14 protein-coding genes and 2 pseudogenes are annotated in these 15,222 nt (G+C 70.0%); 9 read left to right on the top strand and 7 right to left on the bottom strand.

The features are described from left to right. Position 1 precedes the first annotated feature (1 nt). Positions 2-658 (bottom strand): hypothetical protein, encoded by a 657-nt coding sequence (locus tag IG90_RS39285; RefSeq protein ID WP_033895251.1) that lies wholly within the window; start codon positions 656-658, stop codon positions 2-4. Here IG90_RS39285 and IG90_RS45690 point away from each other — a divergent pair. From IG90_RS45690 to IG90_RS46860, 3 genes and pseudogenes are all read left to right on the top strand, one after another. Further along, positions 626-891 (top strand): annotated as a pseudogene (locus tag IG90_RS45690) (hypothetical protein); the annotation flags it as partial. The gene IG90_RS39285 and the pseudogene IG90_RS45690 overlap by 33 nt on opposite strands. A 124-nt stretch (positions 892-1,015) precedes the next feature. Further along, the gene (locus IG90_RS0110000; protein ID WP_030580744.1) at positions 1,016-2,440 is read left to right on the top strand and encodes a hypothetical protein; all 1,425 of its coding nucleotides are present in this window, start codon (positions 1,016-1,018) and stop codon (positions 2,438-2,440) included. A gap of 61 nt (positions 2,441-2,501) precedes the next feature. Beyond that, a pseudogene (locus tag IG90_RS46860) lies at positions 2,502-3,502 on the top strand (tyrosine-type recombinase/integrase); the annotation flags it as partial. A gap of 7 nt (positions 3,503-3,509) precedes the next feature. Here IG90_RS46860 and sodN read toward each other — a convergent pair. Continuing rightward, complete coding sequence (sodN, locus tag IG90_RS0110010; RefSeq protein WP_003966342.1) at positions 3,510-3,905, bottom strand: superoxide dismutase, Ni; 396 nt, start codon at positions 3,903-3,905, stop codon at positions 3,510-3,512. Between the two features lie 189 nt (positions 3,906-4,094). Here sodN and sodX point away from each other — a divergent pair, with 189 nt between their 5' ends. Beyond that, positions 4,095-4,523, top strand: coding sequence for a nickel-type superoxide dismutase maturation protease (gene sodX / locus IG90_RS0110015; RefSeq protein ID WP_233435966.1), 429 nt, complete (start codon positions 4,095-4,097; stop codon positions 4,521-4,523). Here sodX and IG90_RS0110020 read toward each other — a convergent pair. Continuing rightward, positions 4,436-5,056, bottom strand: a complete 621-nt coding sequence (locus IG90_RS0110020; RefSeq protein ID WP_030580750.1) for a CGNR zinc finger domain-containing protein — start codon at positions 5,054-5,056, stop codon at positions 4,436-4,438. The two genes, sodX and IG90_RS0110020, sit on opposite strands and share 88 nt — an antisense overlap. 88 nt (positions 5,057-5,144) lie before the next feature. Between IG90_RS0110020 and IG90_RS0110025 the strand changes: the two genes are divergently transcribed. Beyond that, complete coding sequence (locus IG90_RS0110025) at positions 5,145-5,906, top strand: class I SAM-dependent methyltransferase (RefSeq protein ID WP_030580752.1); 762 nt, start codon at positions 5,145-5,147, stop codon at positions 5,904-5,906. 288 nt (positions 5,907-6,194) lie between these two features. On the opposite strand, the gene IG90_RS0110030 is transcribed toward IG90_RS0110025, so the two are convergent. Genes IG90_RS0110030 through IG90_RS0110040 form a run of 3 tightly spaced genes read right to left on the bottom strand, consistent with a single transcriptional unit; the run spans position 6,195 to position 8,915 of the window. After that, positions 6,195-6,959 (bottom strand): amino acid ABC transporter ATP-binding protein, encoded by a 765-nt coding sequence (locus IG90_RS0110030; RefSeq protein ID WP_030580754.1) that lies wholly within the window; start codon positions 6,957-6,959, stop codon positions 6,195-6,197. Further along, a complete protein-coding gene (locus IG90_RS0110035; RefSeq protein ID WP_030580756.1) occupies positions 6,956-7,924 on the bottom strand; it encodes an amino acid ABC transporter permease in 969 nt (322 codons plus the stop codon). The genes IG90_RS0110030 and IG90_RS0110035 overlap by 4 nt, the downstream gene beginning before the upstream one ends. Positions 7,925-7,952: 28 nt before the next feature. Beyond that, entirely contained in the window at positions 7,953-8,915 is a 963-nt protein-coding gene (locus IG90_RS0110040) for an ABC transporter substrate-binding protein (RefSeq protein ID WP_030580759.1), read from the bottom strand. Between the two features lie 525 nt (positions 8,916-9,440). On the opposite strand from IG90_RS0110040, the gene IG90_RS0110045 reads away from it, so the two are divergent. From IG90_RS0110045 to IG90_RS0110060, 4 genes are all read left to right on the top strand, one after another. Then, the gene (locus IG90_RS0110045; RefSeq protein ID WP_030580762.1) at positions 9,441-10,682 is read left to right on the top strand and encodes an NAD(P)-dependent malic enzyme; all 1,242 of its coding nucleotides are present in this window, start codon (positions 9,441-9,443) and stop codon (positions 10,680-10,682) included. Positions 10,683-11,122: 440 nt separating this feature from the next. Then, positions 11,123-12,091, top strand: coding sequence for a zinc-binding dehydrogenase (locus IG90_RS0110050; RefSeq protein WP_030580765.1), 969 nt, complete (start codon positions 11,123-11,125; stop codon positions 12,089-12,091). 87 nt (positions 12,092-12,178) lie between these two features. Beyond that, positions 12,179-13,594 carry a cellulase family glycosylhydrolase gene (locus IG90_RS0110055; protein WP_030580769.1) on the top strand — a complete coding sequence of 472 codons (1,416 nt, stop codon included), beginning with the start codon at positions 12,179-12,181 and terminating at the stop codon, positions 13,592-13,594. After that, the gene (locus IG90_RS0110060; protein WP_030581260.1) at positions 13,572-14,111 is read left to right on the top strand and encodes a GNAT family N-acetyltransferase; all 540 of its coding nucleotides are present in this window, start codon (positions 13,572-13,574) and stop codon (positions 14,109-14,111) included. The genes IG90_RS0110055 and IG90_RS0110060 overlap by 23 nt, the downstream gene beginning before the upstream one ends. 60 nt (positions 14,112-14,171) lie before the next feature. On the opposite strand, the gene IG90_RS0110065 is transcribed toward IG90_RS0110060, so the two are convergent. Further along, the gene (locus IG90_RS0110065) at positions 14,172-15,221 is read right to left on the bottom strand and encodes a PadR family transcriptional regulator (protein WP_030580771.1); all 1,050 of its coding nucleotides are present in this window, start codon (positions 15,219-15,221) and stop codon (positions 14,172-14,174) included. Position 15,222: the final 1 nt, after the last annotated feature.

Raw genomic sequence — 15,222 nt, forward strand, 5'->3', positions numbered from 1 at the left:
CTCAGCCCTCCGTCCCGGCCGCGGCTGTCGGGCCCCCGCTGGCGGCGTCGATGTCCGTGAGGACCTTCTCCGCGCGGGCCAGCTCCGCCTCCAGCCGAGCGCGTTCGGCCTTCTGCCCGCGTCCCAGCATCCCGATGAACACCTTGTTCTGCTCGACGGTCTTCTCCCAGACCGGGCGATGGCGGGGGTGATGGGTGGCCTGCGGGCAGCGAGCCGAGTCGCACATGCCGATCAGCGGCCGGTCTGCGGTTGGTGTCCCCGCGAGTTTCAGACACAGAGCCTTGGCGGGGTCGGCGAACCAGCAGTAGTTCGCGGTCCCCAGGTGCAGGGTCTTGGCCCGTTTCGTGAGCATGCCACGGACCTGCTGATCGTTGGTGATCACGTTCGGTGCTGTCTGGAGCGCGTCGTCGAGCTTGCCGTCCACGCTCCGGAAGAACCCCACCAGGTCACGGGCCCCAGGACCGGACGGCTTGATCCCTGCGCGGGCGTTCTCCCACTCCTCGGTGACGATAGCGAGGTTCCGCTCCTCCTCCTCCTCCTTGCCGCCCTCCGCGAGGAATCGCGACTGCGATCCGCCGGGACGGTTCGCGTAGCCCTCGGTGGTGACGACCGACACATGCTTCAGGTGGATCTTCGCCCCCAGATCACCACCAGCCACCCCGACGGCTACCTCTGGAAACCGACCACGTCGACACGTGGCTCGGCAGAGCCACCGCTGTCTGGATCGACGACGACTTCAGCACCCTCGACCACGCCTGGGCGGCGGAGCGCACCGCCAGGGGAATGCCGACCCTCATCGTTCAGCCCGACCCACATCTCGGGCTGCAGCCCGAGCACCTGACCGAGCTCACGACATGGGTCTCGCAGTTACCCACAGCCCGCGCCGTCTGACGACTGATGCCAACGCTGCCACGAGCAGCGAGGGCATCAGAGTGTTGCTCGAGCGTGAGCCGTCTACGGTCTGTGGCAGGGATCGGCACTCCTGAATGTCGGAGTCGGCTGGAACACTGCGGCCGTGATCAACGAAACAACCCCGAACCTTCCCTATGCTCCCGCCGACTCCCTGCCACCCGCAGCACAGGCCGAGCTCGCCGACACCGCCTGGGAGGAGCTGCCGCACGTCTGTACGGGCCAGCACAGTGTGCGGGACACACCGGACATCCTCGGCGCTGTGCTCGCCACCGACCCGGCCCGCCGGGTGCGGGCTGTGGAAGACCTGTATCGGCTGCTCCTCAATCGGGAGCAGGTTTTTTCGGCGTCCGCTCCGGCGGCCTTGGTCCTCGCTCGTCTTCTTGACGATCCGCGCACCCTCGCCGAAGACCGGTGGGAGCGCAGGGCCGACCGGCGGTCGCTTCGCGCCGAACTGCTGAACTGGCTTGCTTCGTTCGCCGACATCACCCGCCTGGACGTCGAAGACGGCGTCGGCACGGCGCAAGATCTGGCTGCCGCCCGTGCGGCAAGGCCAATACTCCACGACCGCATCGCGGATTTCTGCGACGACGACGATCCACTGGTGAGGGAGGCCGCGCTTGCGGCTACAGCCCTGCTCCTGGCCGACCCCGCCCTCACCTCGTCCGTACCTCGATACGCCCCCGCCATCCGCGAGGTCCTTGCCGTGAGCGCGGACTCGTACTACCGGTGGATCGCCCGGGAACGGCTGGCCGCCTGGGGAGAGGATGTCACCGATCTCGTCACTGCGGAGGAGGAGCGCCGCGCAGCCCTGGACCGGGCAGGCGAGTTGGCGGATGACCCATTCGGCCGAGACCAGGAGCAGGCGATCCGCTGGCTGGAAGAGCAACCCGGGGACACCGCGGCTCCGGGACGACTCGGCCGCCAGCGTGAGGACCGGACCGCGCCCACACAGGCTCCGCACGAGTCGGCACCCGAGCCGCCCGTGGCCACTTCGGGGAGCGAGGCGGGGTACCGGGGCCCGTGGCGAATCGCCAGGGAGGAGGAGCGCGCCGAGTGGACGTTCACGCCGTATGTAGGAGTCGGCCCCCTGCACTTCGGGATGACCTTGGAGGAGATCACCAATGCCCTCGGCGAAGGACCGGTCGTCCCGTCCTACTCCCATCACGGCGAAGGCCAACAGCTCAACTACGCTGATTTCGTCGAGATTGGGATTAGAGCCCTTTTCCAGGCAGGCCGCCTGGGGTGTGTCGCCGTGGACGCCCTCACCGGCCCCCAGGTGAGACTGGACGCAGCCCCGCTGACCGGCTGCGCGCCTTCCCACGTGGAGGACTGGCTCGTCCACCGCACGACACTGCGGCCCGGCAGCCTGACGTACAGCCCCGCCGCCGATCCGGTCTTCGCCGACCTCGGCCTGGCGATCCGGTCCCAGCGGGCCGGCGACGTCGTCCTGACCCGACCGCTCTTCCTGCTCCATGACTGGCTTGACCTGTGGCATTCGCTGCCCAGCGAGGAGTGGAACTGCGCCTAAAAGGCGTGGCGAGAGCACTGACCAGGCCGTCAGCGGTGCCGACTGCGCTCTTCGGGCCTGATGGCGGGCCCGCTACCGTGACCTTGACGGCAAGGAGCACGCCCGCCACTTCGACCGGAAGCTCGACGCACAGCGCTGGCTCGACGAAGTCACGACCAGCGTGGTCACCGGTCAGTACGTCGACCCGCGCGCCGGCCGCATCACGTTTCAGAAGTACGCCGAGAGGTGGCAGGGCTCGCTCATCGCGAACGAGGCGGGTGAGCGCATCACCGACAACGCGCTCCGGCTCCACCTCGTACCGGCGTTGGGCGCCCGCTCACTGGCGGCGATCCGCCGCAACGACATACAGGTGCTCTTCAAGCACCTGTCCGACCAACTCGGCCCCGGCAGCGTCCGGAACATCCACGACGTGCCCGTGCGCCTCCTGACGGCGGCCGTGGACGACAAGGTCATCGCCTCCAGTCCGTGCCGCCGGATCACCCTTCCGGTCATGCCGGACGAGGAGGTCACCCCGCCCACCGTCGCCCAGGTCGAGGCGATGGCGCGCGTGATGCCGCCCTACATCCGCGCGGCCGTCGTCGTGCTCGCCGGTTCAGGCTTGCGCATAGGTGAGTTGCTGGGCCTGAAGGTGTCGGACATCGACTTCAAGGCCGGCAGCATTCGCGTGGAGCGGCAGCGGCTCCAGTGAGGGAAGGTCGGTCCGCCGAAGACCGCCAAGTCCCGGCGGACGGTTCCGGTGGGAGAGGTCGTCACCGACGCGCTCCTCGGGCACCTCGCCACGCGCCCGTCCGCGGAGTAGCTGTTCACGATGGAGGAGGGGGAACCGCTCAACTACCGGGCTTCTACGCGTCCGCGCTCATCGCAGGCGGGGCGAGCGTGAAGCAGGTCCAGATGGTCCTCGGCCACGCGTCCGCCGTCATCACGCTGCGGATCTACGTGCACCTGTGGCCGGGGGAAGAAGACCGCACCCGGTCCGTGATGGACGCCGTTTTCGGCGGCCTGCGGACCGGGTGCGGACCGGTAGGCGAAACGACCAGCGAAACCGCAGGTCAGACCGCCTAGCCGTAGGTCAGGCCTTCTTGGTCTCCCAGAAGATCCGGTCAACCTCAGCAATGAGGTCCAGAGCCTTCTGGCCCGTCTTCGGGTCGTTCGAGCCCTTGGCCGCGGAGAGCGCCTTCAGGGTGTCGTTGATCAGCTGGTGCAGCTCCGGGTACTTCTCGAAGTGCGGGGGCTTGAAGTAGTCGCTCCAGAGCACCGACACGTGGTGCTTCGCGAGCTCGGCGCGCTGCTCCTTGATCAGGACGGCGCGGGTGCGGAAGTCCGCGTCCTCGTTGGCCTGGTACTTCTCCTGGACGGCCTTGACCGACTCGGCCTCGATGCGGGCCTGGGCCGGGTCGTACACGCCGCAGGGCAGGTCGCAGTGGGCGCTGACCTTCACCTTGGGGGCAAACAGGCGGGAAAGCATGGAGCTGTCCTCCTCGTGATCGTCTTCTCAGGTGGGACATTACTCCGTGGAGCGCCGCTTTCCGTGGCTGCCCCGGGGGCTTAGGTCAAAAGTCCGGTGTGAGAATCGGGCCGTCGGCCGAATGTACGGAGCCGCCCACGCGGCGGTGTGCTGACGATGTGCTGGAGGAGGGACCGGGAGGTGCCGGAGATGCCGGAGCGGCGACAGGTTTCCGGAGGCGGGCGGGTGACGCGGCGTCCGCTGCGGGTGGTGGAGGTGACGGGCCCCTCGATGGTGCCCACGCTCTACCACGGCGACCTGCTGCTCGTGCAGTACGGGGCGCCCGTGCGTCCCGGTGACGTGGTGATCCTGCGGCACCCCTTCCAGCAGGACCTGCTGGTGGTCAAACGGGCCACCGAGCGGCGGCCCGGCGGCTGGTGGGTGCGGGGCGACAACACCTTCGCGGGCGGGGACAGTACGGATTACGGGACCGTGCCGGAGGAGCTGGTGCTGGCCCGGGTGCGGGCCCGCTACCGGCCCCTGGCGAAGGGTCAGCGGTCGGTGACGGCCGTGCTGGGCTGGGCGGTCTCCGCGCTGCGGCCCGTGCGCTCGGCCTCCTCGCGCTTGCGGGCCCGGTAGGCGGCCACGTTGGCCCGGGTCGCGCAGCGGTCCGAGCAGTAGCGCCTGGACCGGTTGGTGGAGGTGTCCAGGTAGGCGTTGCGGCACGGCAGCGCCTCGCACAGGCCGAGCCGGTCCACGCCGTGCCCGGTCAGGTGGAAGGCCAGGCCCATCGCCGCGATGGCCGCGTAACCGGCGGTCACGTTCGACGGATGGTCGGCCAGGTGCATGTGCCAGTCCGGCCTGCCGTCCTCGTCCCGTACGTCGTGTCCCGAGATCTGCGGACTCACCGGGAACTCCAGCAGCAGTGAGTTCAGCAGGTCGACCGCGAGCGTCTCGTCGCCGCCGTCGGCCGCCTCGAAGACCGCGCGCAGCCGCGCCCGTACGGAACGGAACCGGGTCACGTCCGCGTCCGTCGTCCGCCGCGCCGCCTGCTGATTTGCGCCGAACAGCTCCCGGACCGCGTCGACGGAGGTGAGAGCGTCCTTGTTGCGGGCCGGCTCCTCGGTGTTGACCAGGCGCACGGCGTAGTCCGAGTAATAGGCCAGTTCCACTTGTAGTCCTTACGGCGTCGGTCTAGAGTCGGGGCATCGGCCAGTGTAATGGTCGGTTGACCGGAACGGGCATTACGTGGAGGTTGACGTGACGGAGACGGCTACGGGCACCGACTGGCAGTCCTGGCAGGAGAGCTGGGACCGGCAGCAGGAGTGGTACATGCCTGACCGCGAGGAGCGGTTCCGGGTGATGCTGGACATGGTCGAGGCGGTCGTCGGACCGGAACCACGGGTGCTGGACCTCGCGTGCGGTACGGGAAGTATTACGGACCGGCTCCTCAAGCGGTTCCCGAAGGCCACGAGCACCGGAGTCGACCTCGACCCCGCGCTGCTGGCCATCGCCCGCGGCACCTTCGAGGGCGACGGCCGGGTCACCTTCGTCACCGCCGACCTCAAGGACCCGGACTGGACCGCCCGGCTGCCCCACACCTCGTACGACGCCGTCCTCACCGCCACCGCCCTGCACTGGCTGCACAGTGAGCCGCTCGCCACGCTGTACGGGCAGATCGGCGGCCTCGTGCGGGACGGCGGTGTGTTCATGAACGCCGATCACATGATCGACACCGGCACGCCCCGGATCAACGCCGCCGAACGCGCCCACCGGCACGCCGCGATGGACCGCGCCAAGGCCGCCGGGGCGCTGGACTGGGCGCAGTGGTGGGCCGTCGCCGCGAAGGACCCGGTCCTCGCCGCACCCACCGCCGAACGGTTCGCGATCTACGGTGAGCACGCGGACGGCGACATGCCCTCCGCCGGCTGGCACGCCCGCACCCTGCTGGCCGCCGGCTTCGCCGAGGCCCGCGCGGTCTGGGCGTCCCCCTCGGACACCCTGGTCCTCGCCGTGAAGTAGGCGAAGCAGGCGAAGTAGGTGAGGTGGGCCTCAGCCGCGCAGCGGTGACGAGGGGCGGTACGGCCATCAGGCCCGTACCGACTGCGTCACCGGCTTCGGGGCTCCGGCACCCAGGGGCCCCTGTTTCCGGAGCCGCCGCTCTCCCGGCAGCAGGTGAAGGACCTGGTCACCGGCCCGGAGGTGCTGCCGAAGGGCTGAGGGGCGTGGACGCACGGGAGGGCGGTACGGACCGGAGTCCGTACCGCCCTCCCGTGCGCGACGGGGCCGTGTGCGACGGGCCCCGAAGAGCTACAGCACCTTCGACAGGAACGACTTCGTCCGGTCGTGCTGCGGGTTGGTCAGCACGTCGCGCGGGTGGCCCGACTCGACCACCACACCGTCGTCCATGAAGACCAGCGCGTCGCCTACCTCGCGGGCGAAGCCCATCTCGTGGGTGACGACGATCATCGTCATGCCGTCCTCGGCCAGGCCGCGCATGACGTCCAGGACGTCACCCACCAGCTCCGGGTCGAGCGCCGAGGTCGGCTCGTCGAAGAGCATCAGCTTCGGCTCCATCGCCAGCGCGCGGGCGATGGCCACGCGCTGCTGCTGACCGCCGGAGAGCTGGGTGGGGTAGTTCTTCTTCTTGTCGGCGAGGCCCACCCGGTCCAGCAGCTTCTCCGCCCGGGCCCGGGCCACGGCCTTGGCCTCGCCCTTGACCTGGATCGGAGCCTCCATGACGTTCTCGATGGCCGTCATGTGCGGGAACAGGTTGAACCGCTGGAACACCATGCCGATGTCCCGGCGCTGGAAGGCGACCTCGCTGTCCTTGAGCTCGTAGAGCTTGTCGCCCTTCTGCCGGTAGCCGACCAGCTCGCCGTCGACCGAGAGCCGGCCGGCGTTGATCTGCTCCAGGTGGTTGATGCACCGCAGGAAGGTCGACTTGCCGGAACCGGACGGCCCGACGAGGCAGAACACCTCGCGCGGGGCGACCTCCAGGTCGATGCCCTTGAGGATGTGGGCTGCGCCGAAGGACTTGTGGACGCCCTCGGCCTTCACCATGGGGGTGGTCATGCGGAGACACCTCCGGAGGGCCGGTTGCTGAACGAGGCGAGGCTGACCTTGACGCGCTGCAGCGGCGTGAGGGGCAGCGAGCGCAGCGAGCCGCGGGCGTAACGGCGCTCCAGGTAGTACTGGCCGACGCTGAACACGCTGGTCATCACGATGTACCAGATGGACGCGACGAACAGCATCTCCATCACCGCGTACGACGTGGAGCCGATCTGGGAAGTGGAGCGGAGCAGCTCGTTGTACGTGACCGCGTAGACCAGCGAGGAGGTCTTGAGCATGTTGATGAACTCGTTGCCGGTCGGCGGGATGATCACCCGCAGCGCCTGCGGGAGGACCACGCGGCGCATGGTCTTGGCCTGGGTCATGCCCAGCGCGTGCGAGGCCTCGGTCTGGCCCTCGTCGACCGACTGGATGCCGGCGCGGCAGATCTCCGCCATGTAGGCGGCCTCGTTCAGGGCGAGCCCCAGCAGGGCGCACATGAACGGAGTCATGACGTCCGTCATCTCGTCCTTGTAGATGAACGGGATGTTCAGGACCGGGAAGATCAGCGCCAGGTTGAACCAGAGCAGCAGCTGTACGTAGACCGGGGTGCCGCGGAAGAACCAGATGTACAGCCAGGCCACCCAGCTGGTGACCGGGTTCTTCGACAGCCGCATCACGGCCAGCACGACGCCGAGGATCACGCCGAGCACCATCGCGAGGACGCTGATCAGCAGGGTGCGGCCCGCACCGGCGACGACGGTGCTGTCGAACAGCTTGTCGCCGACGGCCTGCCACTGGATGTTGCCCTGCGAGAAGGCGTACCCGAGGGCGACGAGGAGGCCGATGACCACGGCGCCGCTGACCCAGCGGCCGACATGGCGGACGGGAATGGCCTTGATGTTCTCCGGGGCCGTGGTGGCGGCCTTGGAGACGTGCACCTGGCCGGCCGGTGAGCCGGCGGGTGTCTTGTCGAACTTGTCAGTCATCGTGACTGCCCTTCGGTGAAGCGTCCGGTCACTTGCCGCCGTTGATGGCGGCCTTGTCGATCGCTCCCGTGCCGGCGCCCCACTTGTCGAGCACCTTCTGGTACGAACCGTCGGCGATGATCGCGTCGACGGCCTCCTTCAGGGCGTCGCGCAGCCCGGTGTTGGTCTTCTTGACGGCGATGCCGAAGGGGCCGGCGTCGACCTGCTCGCCCACGACCTCGAACGCCTTGCCGCCGTCGGCCTTGCGGGCCAGGTCGACCGCGACCGGGTAGTCGTTGACACCGGCGACCGAACCGCCGGACTTGACGCGGGTCTGCGCCTCCGTGTCGTTCTCGAACGACTCGATCTTGATGGCCTTCTTGCCGCCGTCCGTGCAGGCCTTCGACTGCTTCTTGAGGGCCTCCTCGTACGTGGTGCCGCGCTGCACAGCCGCGGGCTTTCCGCAGAGGTCCTCGATGGAGTTGATGTTCTGCGGGTTGCCCTTCTTCGTGTACACGGCGGTACCCGCGAGGAAGTAGTCGACGAAGTCGACGCCTTCGCCGAGCTTCTTGCCGGAGTCGTCCAGGCCCTCCTGGCGCTGCTTGTTGTCCGTGATGGACGACATCGCGATGTCGTGGCGCCCGCTGTTCAGGGCGGTGATCAGGCCGTCGAAGGAGCCCGAGGTGAACTCGAACTTCACGCCGAGCTGCTTGCCGAGGGCGTCGGCCAGATCAGGGTCGACGCCCACGATCTTTCCGTTCTCGACGGACTCCATCGGGGCGTACTCGGCGTTCGTGCCGACCTTGATCACACCGGACTTCTGGTACTTCTCCGGCAGCTTGGAGAAGAGCGGCGCGCCGCTCTTGGTCTCCTTGCCGCTGCCGCTCTCCTGGGAGGAGCTGTCGGTCTGGTCGCCACAGGCGGTGAGGAGCAGCGAGCCGGCGACCGCGATGGCGCCGACCGCCGAGATCCGGGTCCTGGCGGTCGTGCGACGCGTGATGCTTGCGGTCATGTCGGGATCCTCCGGCAGGTGAGGGTGAGGTGCAGGTGGGCGGCTTGGCACGCACCTTCGGGTGTCGCCACCTTGTGTGATGACGGCATCCTGCCACTCGGACTGGCTCATTCAGGGGTCCAGCCATGTCAAAATCGGATAACGGGCGACCCCCGAACATCAATGGCCGGTACCTCGGGACCGGATCATCTGCGGGAATTCGTTCCCCTCGCCGGAGAATCTTCGGTGCGTCTCGACTGGTGGACGGCATTTATGTCGGTTTGCCGACTTGTCCAGATATTCGACTATGAGTCACGTCACCGCATCGATATGGACTCGTCCGTAACACCGTTCGTCCGGTAAGAAAGACGTTTACACCCCTCATCCGGGGCTCAGGGCGCGTGTGCGGCGCGCCCGCGCGTATGTACCTCATCCCTGCCAGGGCGGGCCAACCGCTCGGTGCGGGGCACGTACGCGGTGCCCGCCCACCCCTCCTCAACCAGGAGTGGCCACCCTCAAACGATGAAGACTTAAGGGGTCAACACCATGGCAGCGGAGATCGTCAATCCTCGCAGCGACAGCACTACTGACAGTGGCATCCAGCGCACGAGCGCAGCGGACACCGGGGCCGACGAGCCCTTCGATCCGGCCTTCGCCCTCCACCGGGGCGGGAAGATGGCCGTGCAGGCCACCGTCCCGATCCGGGACAAGGACGACCTTTCCCTGGCGTACACGCCCGGTGTGGCGAAAGTGTGCAGCGCCATCGCCGACAACCCCGAGCTCGTCCACGACTACACCTGGAAGTCCCAGGTCGTGGCCGTCGTGACGGACGGCACCGCCGTGCTCGGGCTCGGCGACATCGGACCCGAGGCGTCCCTCCCCGTCATGGAGGGCAAGGCCATCCTCTTCAAGCAGTTCGGCGGCGTCGACGCGGTGCCGATCGCACTCGCGACCACCGACGCCGACGAGATCGTCGACACCGTCGTCCGGCTCGCTCCGTCCTTCGGCGGCGTGAACCTGGAGGACATCTCGGCGCCCCGGTGCTTCGAGATCGAGCGCAAGCTCCAGGAGCGCCTGGACATCCCGGTCTTCCACGACGACCAGCACGGCACCGCCGTCGTCACCCTCGCCGCCCTGCGCAACGCCGCGAAGCTCTCCGGGCGGACGCTCGGCGACCTGCGCGGCGTCATCTCCGGCGCGGGCGCGGCGGGCGTGGCCATCGCCAAGTTCCTGCTGGAGGCCGGCATCGGCGACATCGCGGTGGCTGACCGCAAGGGCATCGTCAGCCGCGACCGCGACGACCTCACCGAGGTCAAGCGCGAGCTGGCCGAGCTCACCAACCGGGCCGGCCTCTCCGGTTCGCTGGACACGGCGCTCGCCGGTGCGGACGTCTTCATCGGCGTCTCCGGCGGTACGGTCCCGGAGGCGGCGGTGGCCTCCATGGCGCCCGGTGCGTACGTCTTCGCGATGGCCAACCCGAACCCGGAGGTCCACCCGGACGTCGCGCACAAGTACGCGGCCGTCGTGGCGACCGGCCGTTCGGACTTCCCGAACCAGATCAACAACGTGCTGGCGTTCCCGGGCATCTTCGCGGGCGCGCTCCAGGTCCGGGCCTCCCGGATCACCGAGGGCATGAAGATCGCGGCGGCGAACGCACTGGCCGACGTGGTCGGCGATGAGCTGGCGGCGGACTACGTGATCCCGTCGCCGTTCGACGAGCGGGTCGCTCCGGCGGTCACCGCGGCGGTGGCGGCGGCGGCCCGTGCGGAGGGTGTGGCCCGGCGCTGAGTCCGCGGTTGAGCGGTTGTGTGGTGGGCGGGGCCTGTGGGTGGGGCCCCGCCCGTTCGCCTTTCCGCGTACCCGGCGAGGGGGCCGGTCACCTGTCAGCGCTTCCGGCTTGAACCGGGCACCTTTCAGCCTTCCCAGAGCCCTCGGGTCAGCGCCCCCGGGGGCTCCGCCCCTGGACCCCCGCTCCTCAAACGTCGGAGGGGCTGGGTGTGTGGTCCCTGGCTCGTCAAGTGTCGGAGGGGCTGGGTGTGTGGTCTCCCGCTCCTCCAGCGCTGGAGGGGCTGGGTGTGTGGTCCCTGGCTCCTCAAGCGCGGAGGGCTGGGTGTGCGGCCCTTGGCTCCTCCAGCGCCGGAGGGCCCGGCCGGCTCGGCAGGGCCGGTTGGCGTGCGTCACACGCGCAGGCGGTTTCGTTGGCGCCCCGCCCCGCCTATCGTCGAGCCATGTTCGCCGCCTACGCAGCCCGCATCGACCCCGACCGGCCCCTCGACGGCCTGGAACTGGGTGATCGCCCGGCACCCGAGACGCGTCCCGGATGGACCACCGTCACCGTCCGGGCCGCTTCCCTGAACCACCACGACCTCTGGTCCCTGCGTGGAGTGGGCCTCCCGCAGGACCGGCTGCCGATCATCCTCGGCTGCGATGCCGCAGGCGTCGACCAGGACGGCAACGAGGTCGTCCTGCACTCCGTCGTCGGGCAGTCGGGGCACGGCGTCGGGCCGAAGGAGCCGCGCTCCATCCTCACCGAGCGCTACCAGGGCACCTTCGCCGAGCAGGTCACCGTCCCGGCCTGGAACGTGCTGCCCAAGCCGAAGGAGCTCAGCTTCGAGGAGGCGGCCTGTCTGCCGACCGCCTGGCTCACCGCGTACCGGATGCTGTTCACCAACGCCGGGGTGCGCCCCGGCGATTCCGTGCTCGTCCAGGGCGCGGGCGGCGGGGTCGCCACCGCAGCGATCGTGCTCGGGAAGGCCGCCGGGCTGCGGGTCTTCGCCACCAGCCGGGACAAGGCCAAGCGCGAGCGGGCGGTCGAGCTCGGCGCGCTGGAGGCGTACGAGCCCGGCGCCCGGCTGCCGCAGCGGGTGGACGCCGTCATCGAGACCGTGGGGGCCGCCACCTGGTCCCACTCCGTGAAGTCACTGCGCCCGGGCGGCACCCTCGTCATCTCCGGGGCCACCAGCGGCGACCGGCCCGCGCACGCCGAGCTGACCCGGATCTTCTTCCTGGAGCTGAAGGTCGTCGGCTCCACCATGGGGTCCAAGGACGAGCTGGAGGACCTGCTCGCGTTCTGCGCCACCACCGGGGTGCGCCCGGTCATCGACGAGGTGCTGCCGCTGGACCGGGCCCGCGAGGGGTTCCAGCGGCTGGAGTCGGGCGACCTCTTCGGGAAGATCGTACTCACGCCGACCTCCTAGGTCTGCCAGAAACTCTTCGGTGACAGATACTTGAGGGTTGCTCATCTTTGCTGATGTGCTCTGCCCATGCGAATGGGCAGAGCACTCATGGCAGTTGTCGTCGCGTCCGTGCTCGCGGCCGGGGCCCTCGCCCCCGCCGCCTCGGCGCGCCCCGCACCCGCACCCGTACAGCCCTCCGGGCACGGCATCCCGCCACTGACCGACGACCGGGGGCGCACCCTCACCCTGCGCGGCTGGAACGTCGAGGACAAGACGAACCGGGGCGAGGCCGCCCTCACCGCCATCACCGAACGGCACTTCCGCGACCTGCGCGCGAACGGCTTCAACTTCGCCCGACTGCTGGTCTTCTGGGACGACCTGGAGCCCACGCGCGGCCGGTACAGCGAGCGCTACCTCCGGCGCGTCGAACGCATCCTGGACTGGGCGCGCAAGCATCGTGTCCATGTCCTCATCGACGCCCACCAGGACGTCTTCGGACCCGCGTTCGGGCACCGGGGCATCCCGGAATGGGCCACCAGGACCGACGGGCTGCCGTTCACCCCGAACCCCGACGACTGGTTCTCCGAGTACTTCGAACCGGCCGTCCAGCGGGCCTTCACCCACCTCTACGAGGACCCCGACCTCCAGCGCGCCCAGGCCGCCATGTGGCAGGTCCTCGCCGAACGCTTCGGCCGCCACCCGGCCGTCCTCGGCTACGACCTGATCAACGAGCCGATGGGGGAGCTGCGCGCCGGCGAGGACCTGCCCACCGCCGCCCGCCGCATCGAAGCCCAGCACCTCACGCCGATGTACAACCGGCTCGCCCGCGCCGTCCGGGCGAAGGACCGCGACACCTGGCTCTTCGTCGAACCGACGCCCATCGTCGGCGAGGGCGTCCCCACCGGACTCGGCAGGATCGAGGACCGCCGGGCCGTGTACGCCCCGCACTTCTACAACACCGCCATGGAGGCGGGCGCGGACTACGACCCCTCGGCCGGCTGGATCGAGGCGTACGAGGCCGCCGTCACCGCCTATCCGGCCCGCCACCGGATGCCGGTCGTCGTCGGCGAGTGGGGGCCGCTGAACAACTCCCTCCCCAACATGGGCCGCTTCTACCGCGAGGCCGTCGCCTCCCTGAACCGCTACAGCTCCGGCTGGGCGGGGTACGTCTGGTGCTACGGCAGCGGCTACTGCGCGGTCGACGAGCACGGCCGCTTCCGTACGAACAAGGAGCGGACGGCCACTCCGTACGCCCCGGCCGTCGCGGGAACCGTCAGCTCCGAGGCGTACGACGCGGGCACCCGCACCTACCGCCTCGCCTACCGGGCGGCCAACCGCCCCGGGGTGACGGAACTGTCCCTCCCACCCTCGCCCCGGGGCTGGCGTGTCACCGTCACCGGACCTGCCCATGTCATCGGCACGCCGTCGCGCGGGGGATGGCCGGTCGTTCCGGCATGGCGCGGCGGCGAGGTGGTGGTGACCGTGCGGGAAGCTGGCCCGTATGGACGAACTGACCACCCCTGAAGGGTTTCTGCTGCGCCCCTGGGAGCCCGCCGACGCGTCGGCAGTGCTCCGCGCCTTCGCCCCGGCCGAGATGGACCGCCAGACCGACCGGCCCGTGTTCGACCGGCCCGGGGCGCTGGCCTGGATCGCGGACCGCACGCGCGAACGGGGAGCGCGCACCGGCTACTCCTGGGCCGTCGTGGGGGAGGAGGGCGAGGCCCTCGGCTGTGTCGCCCTCGGCGCCGTCAACCGGACCCATGACACCGGCTGGGTCTCCTACTGGACCACGAAGGGGGCGCGCGGCCGGGGCGTCGCCGCGGCCGGAGTGCGGGCCCTGGCGCGCTGGGCCTTCGACGAGCTCGGGCTGTACCGGCTGGAGCTGGGCCACCGCACCGACAACCCGGCCTCCTGCCGGGTCGCGACCCGGTCGGGATTCGCGCCCGAGGGAATCGACCGGGCGAAACTGCGGTACGGCGACGTCCGGTACGACGTCGAGCGGCACGCGCGGCTTGCCGACGATGATGTCAACTTTGATTGACAGGGGCACGCTGAGGCCGGATGAGCGGTGGGGTGGGGCGGCAGGCGCCCCACCCCACCCTCAGGCCTTCCCGCCGTCCTCGTCCTGAGCCGTCAGCAGCGCCTCGATCCGGGCCGTCGCCGCGCCCAGGTGGCGGCGGGCCTCAGCGAGCTGGGCCTCCGTCACCCCGTGATCGCGGGCCGCGTCCCGGATGCCGTCGCGGAAACGGTCCAGCAGCCGGTCCAGGTCACGCACCGGGTCGCCGGCCGACGGCACGTCCTGCCCCCAGTCCGCACCGGGGGCCGGGTCCCGGACGGGCGGGGCGGCGTCCGGCTCGGGCCTGCCGAACGGCGGCCAGGCGCCGGACCGGGCGAAGCCACCGAGCTGGCCGGTGATCTCCGCGAGACCCTCCCGTACGCCGGAGGGCCAGTCACCCCGCGCGAAGTGCTCCTGCACCTGGCGGGCGGCGGTCTGCATCTGCTCGCGCGCCTTCTCCTGGGCCTCCCTGGCCTGACGGCGGGCCTGCTGGGCGTCCTCGCGGGCGCGCCGGGACTCGTCCTTCGCCCGGCGGGCCTGCTCCTTCCACTCCTGCTTGGCCCGGCGCAGCTCCTCCTTCGCCGTGCGCCATGCCTCGCTGTCGCCGAGGTCGCCCAGATTGCCGAAGTCGCCGAAGTCGCCGAACGGGGAGGAAGCATCTCTCTTTCCCGCCCCCTTGCCGCTGCCGGCTCCCGCCTTCGTTCCATGCCGGGATTCCGACGCGGCCGCCCGCATGTCGCTGCGGAGCCGGCCCGCAGCGCCCCGTACGTCGTCGCGTATCTCGGCGGCCAGCTCGGCGACCGAGTCGCGGATCTCCAGCTCCAGGTCGGCCAGTTCGCCGCTGCGGCCCGCCAGTTCCTCGCGGCCGCCGTCGGTGATCGAGTAGACCTTGCGGCCGCCTTCGGTGGCGTGGGTGACCAGGCCCTCGGCCTCCAACTTGGCCAGCCGCGGGTAGACCGTGCCGGCGGACGGGGCGTACAGGCCCTGGAAGCGCTCCTCCAGCAGGCGGATGACCTCGTATCCGTGGCGGGGGGCCTCGTCCAGGAGCTTGAGGAGATACAGCCGCAGACGGCCGTGGGCGAATACGGGGGGCATG

Source organism: Streptomyces anulatus (assembly GCF_000721175.1).
GTDB lineage: Bacteria > Actinomycetota > Actinomycetes > Streptomycetales > Streptomycetaceae > Streptomyces > Streptomyces anulatus_C.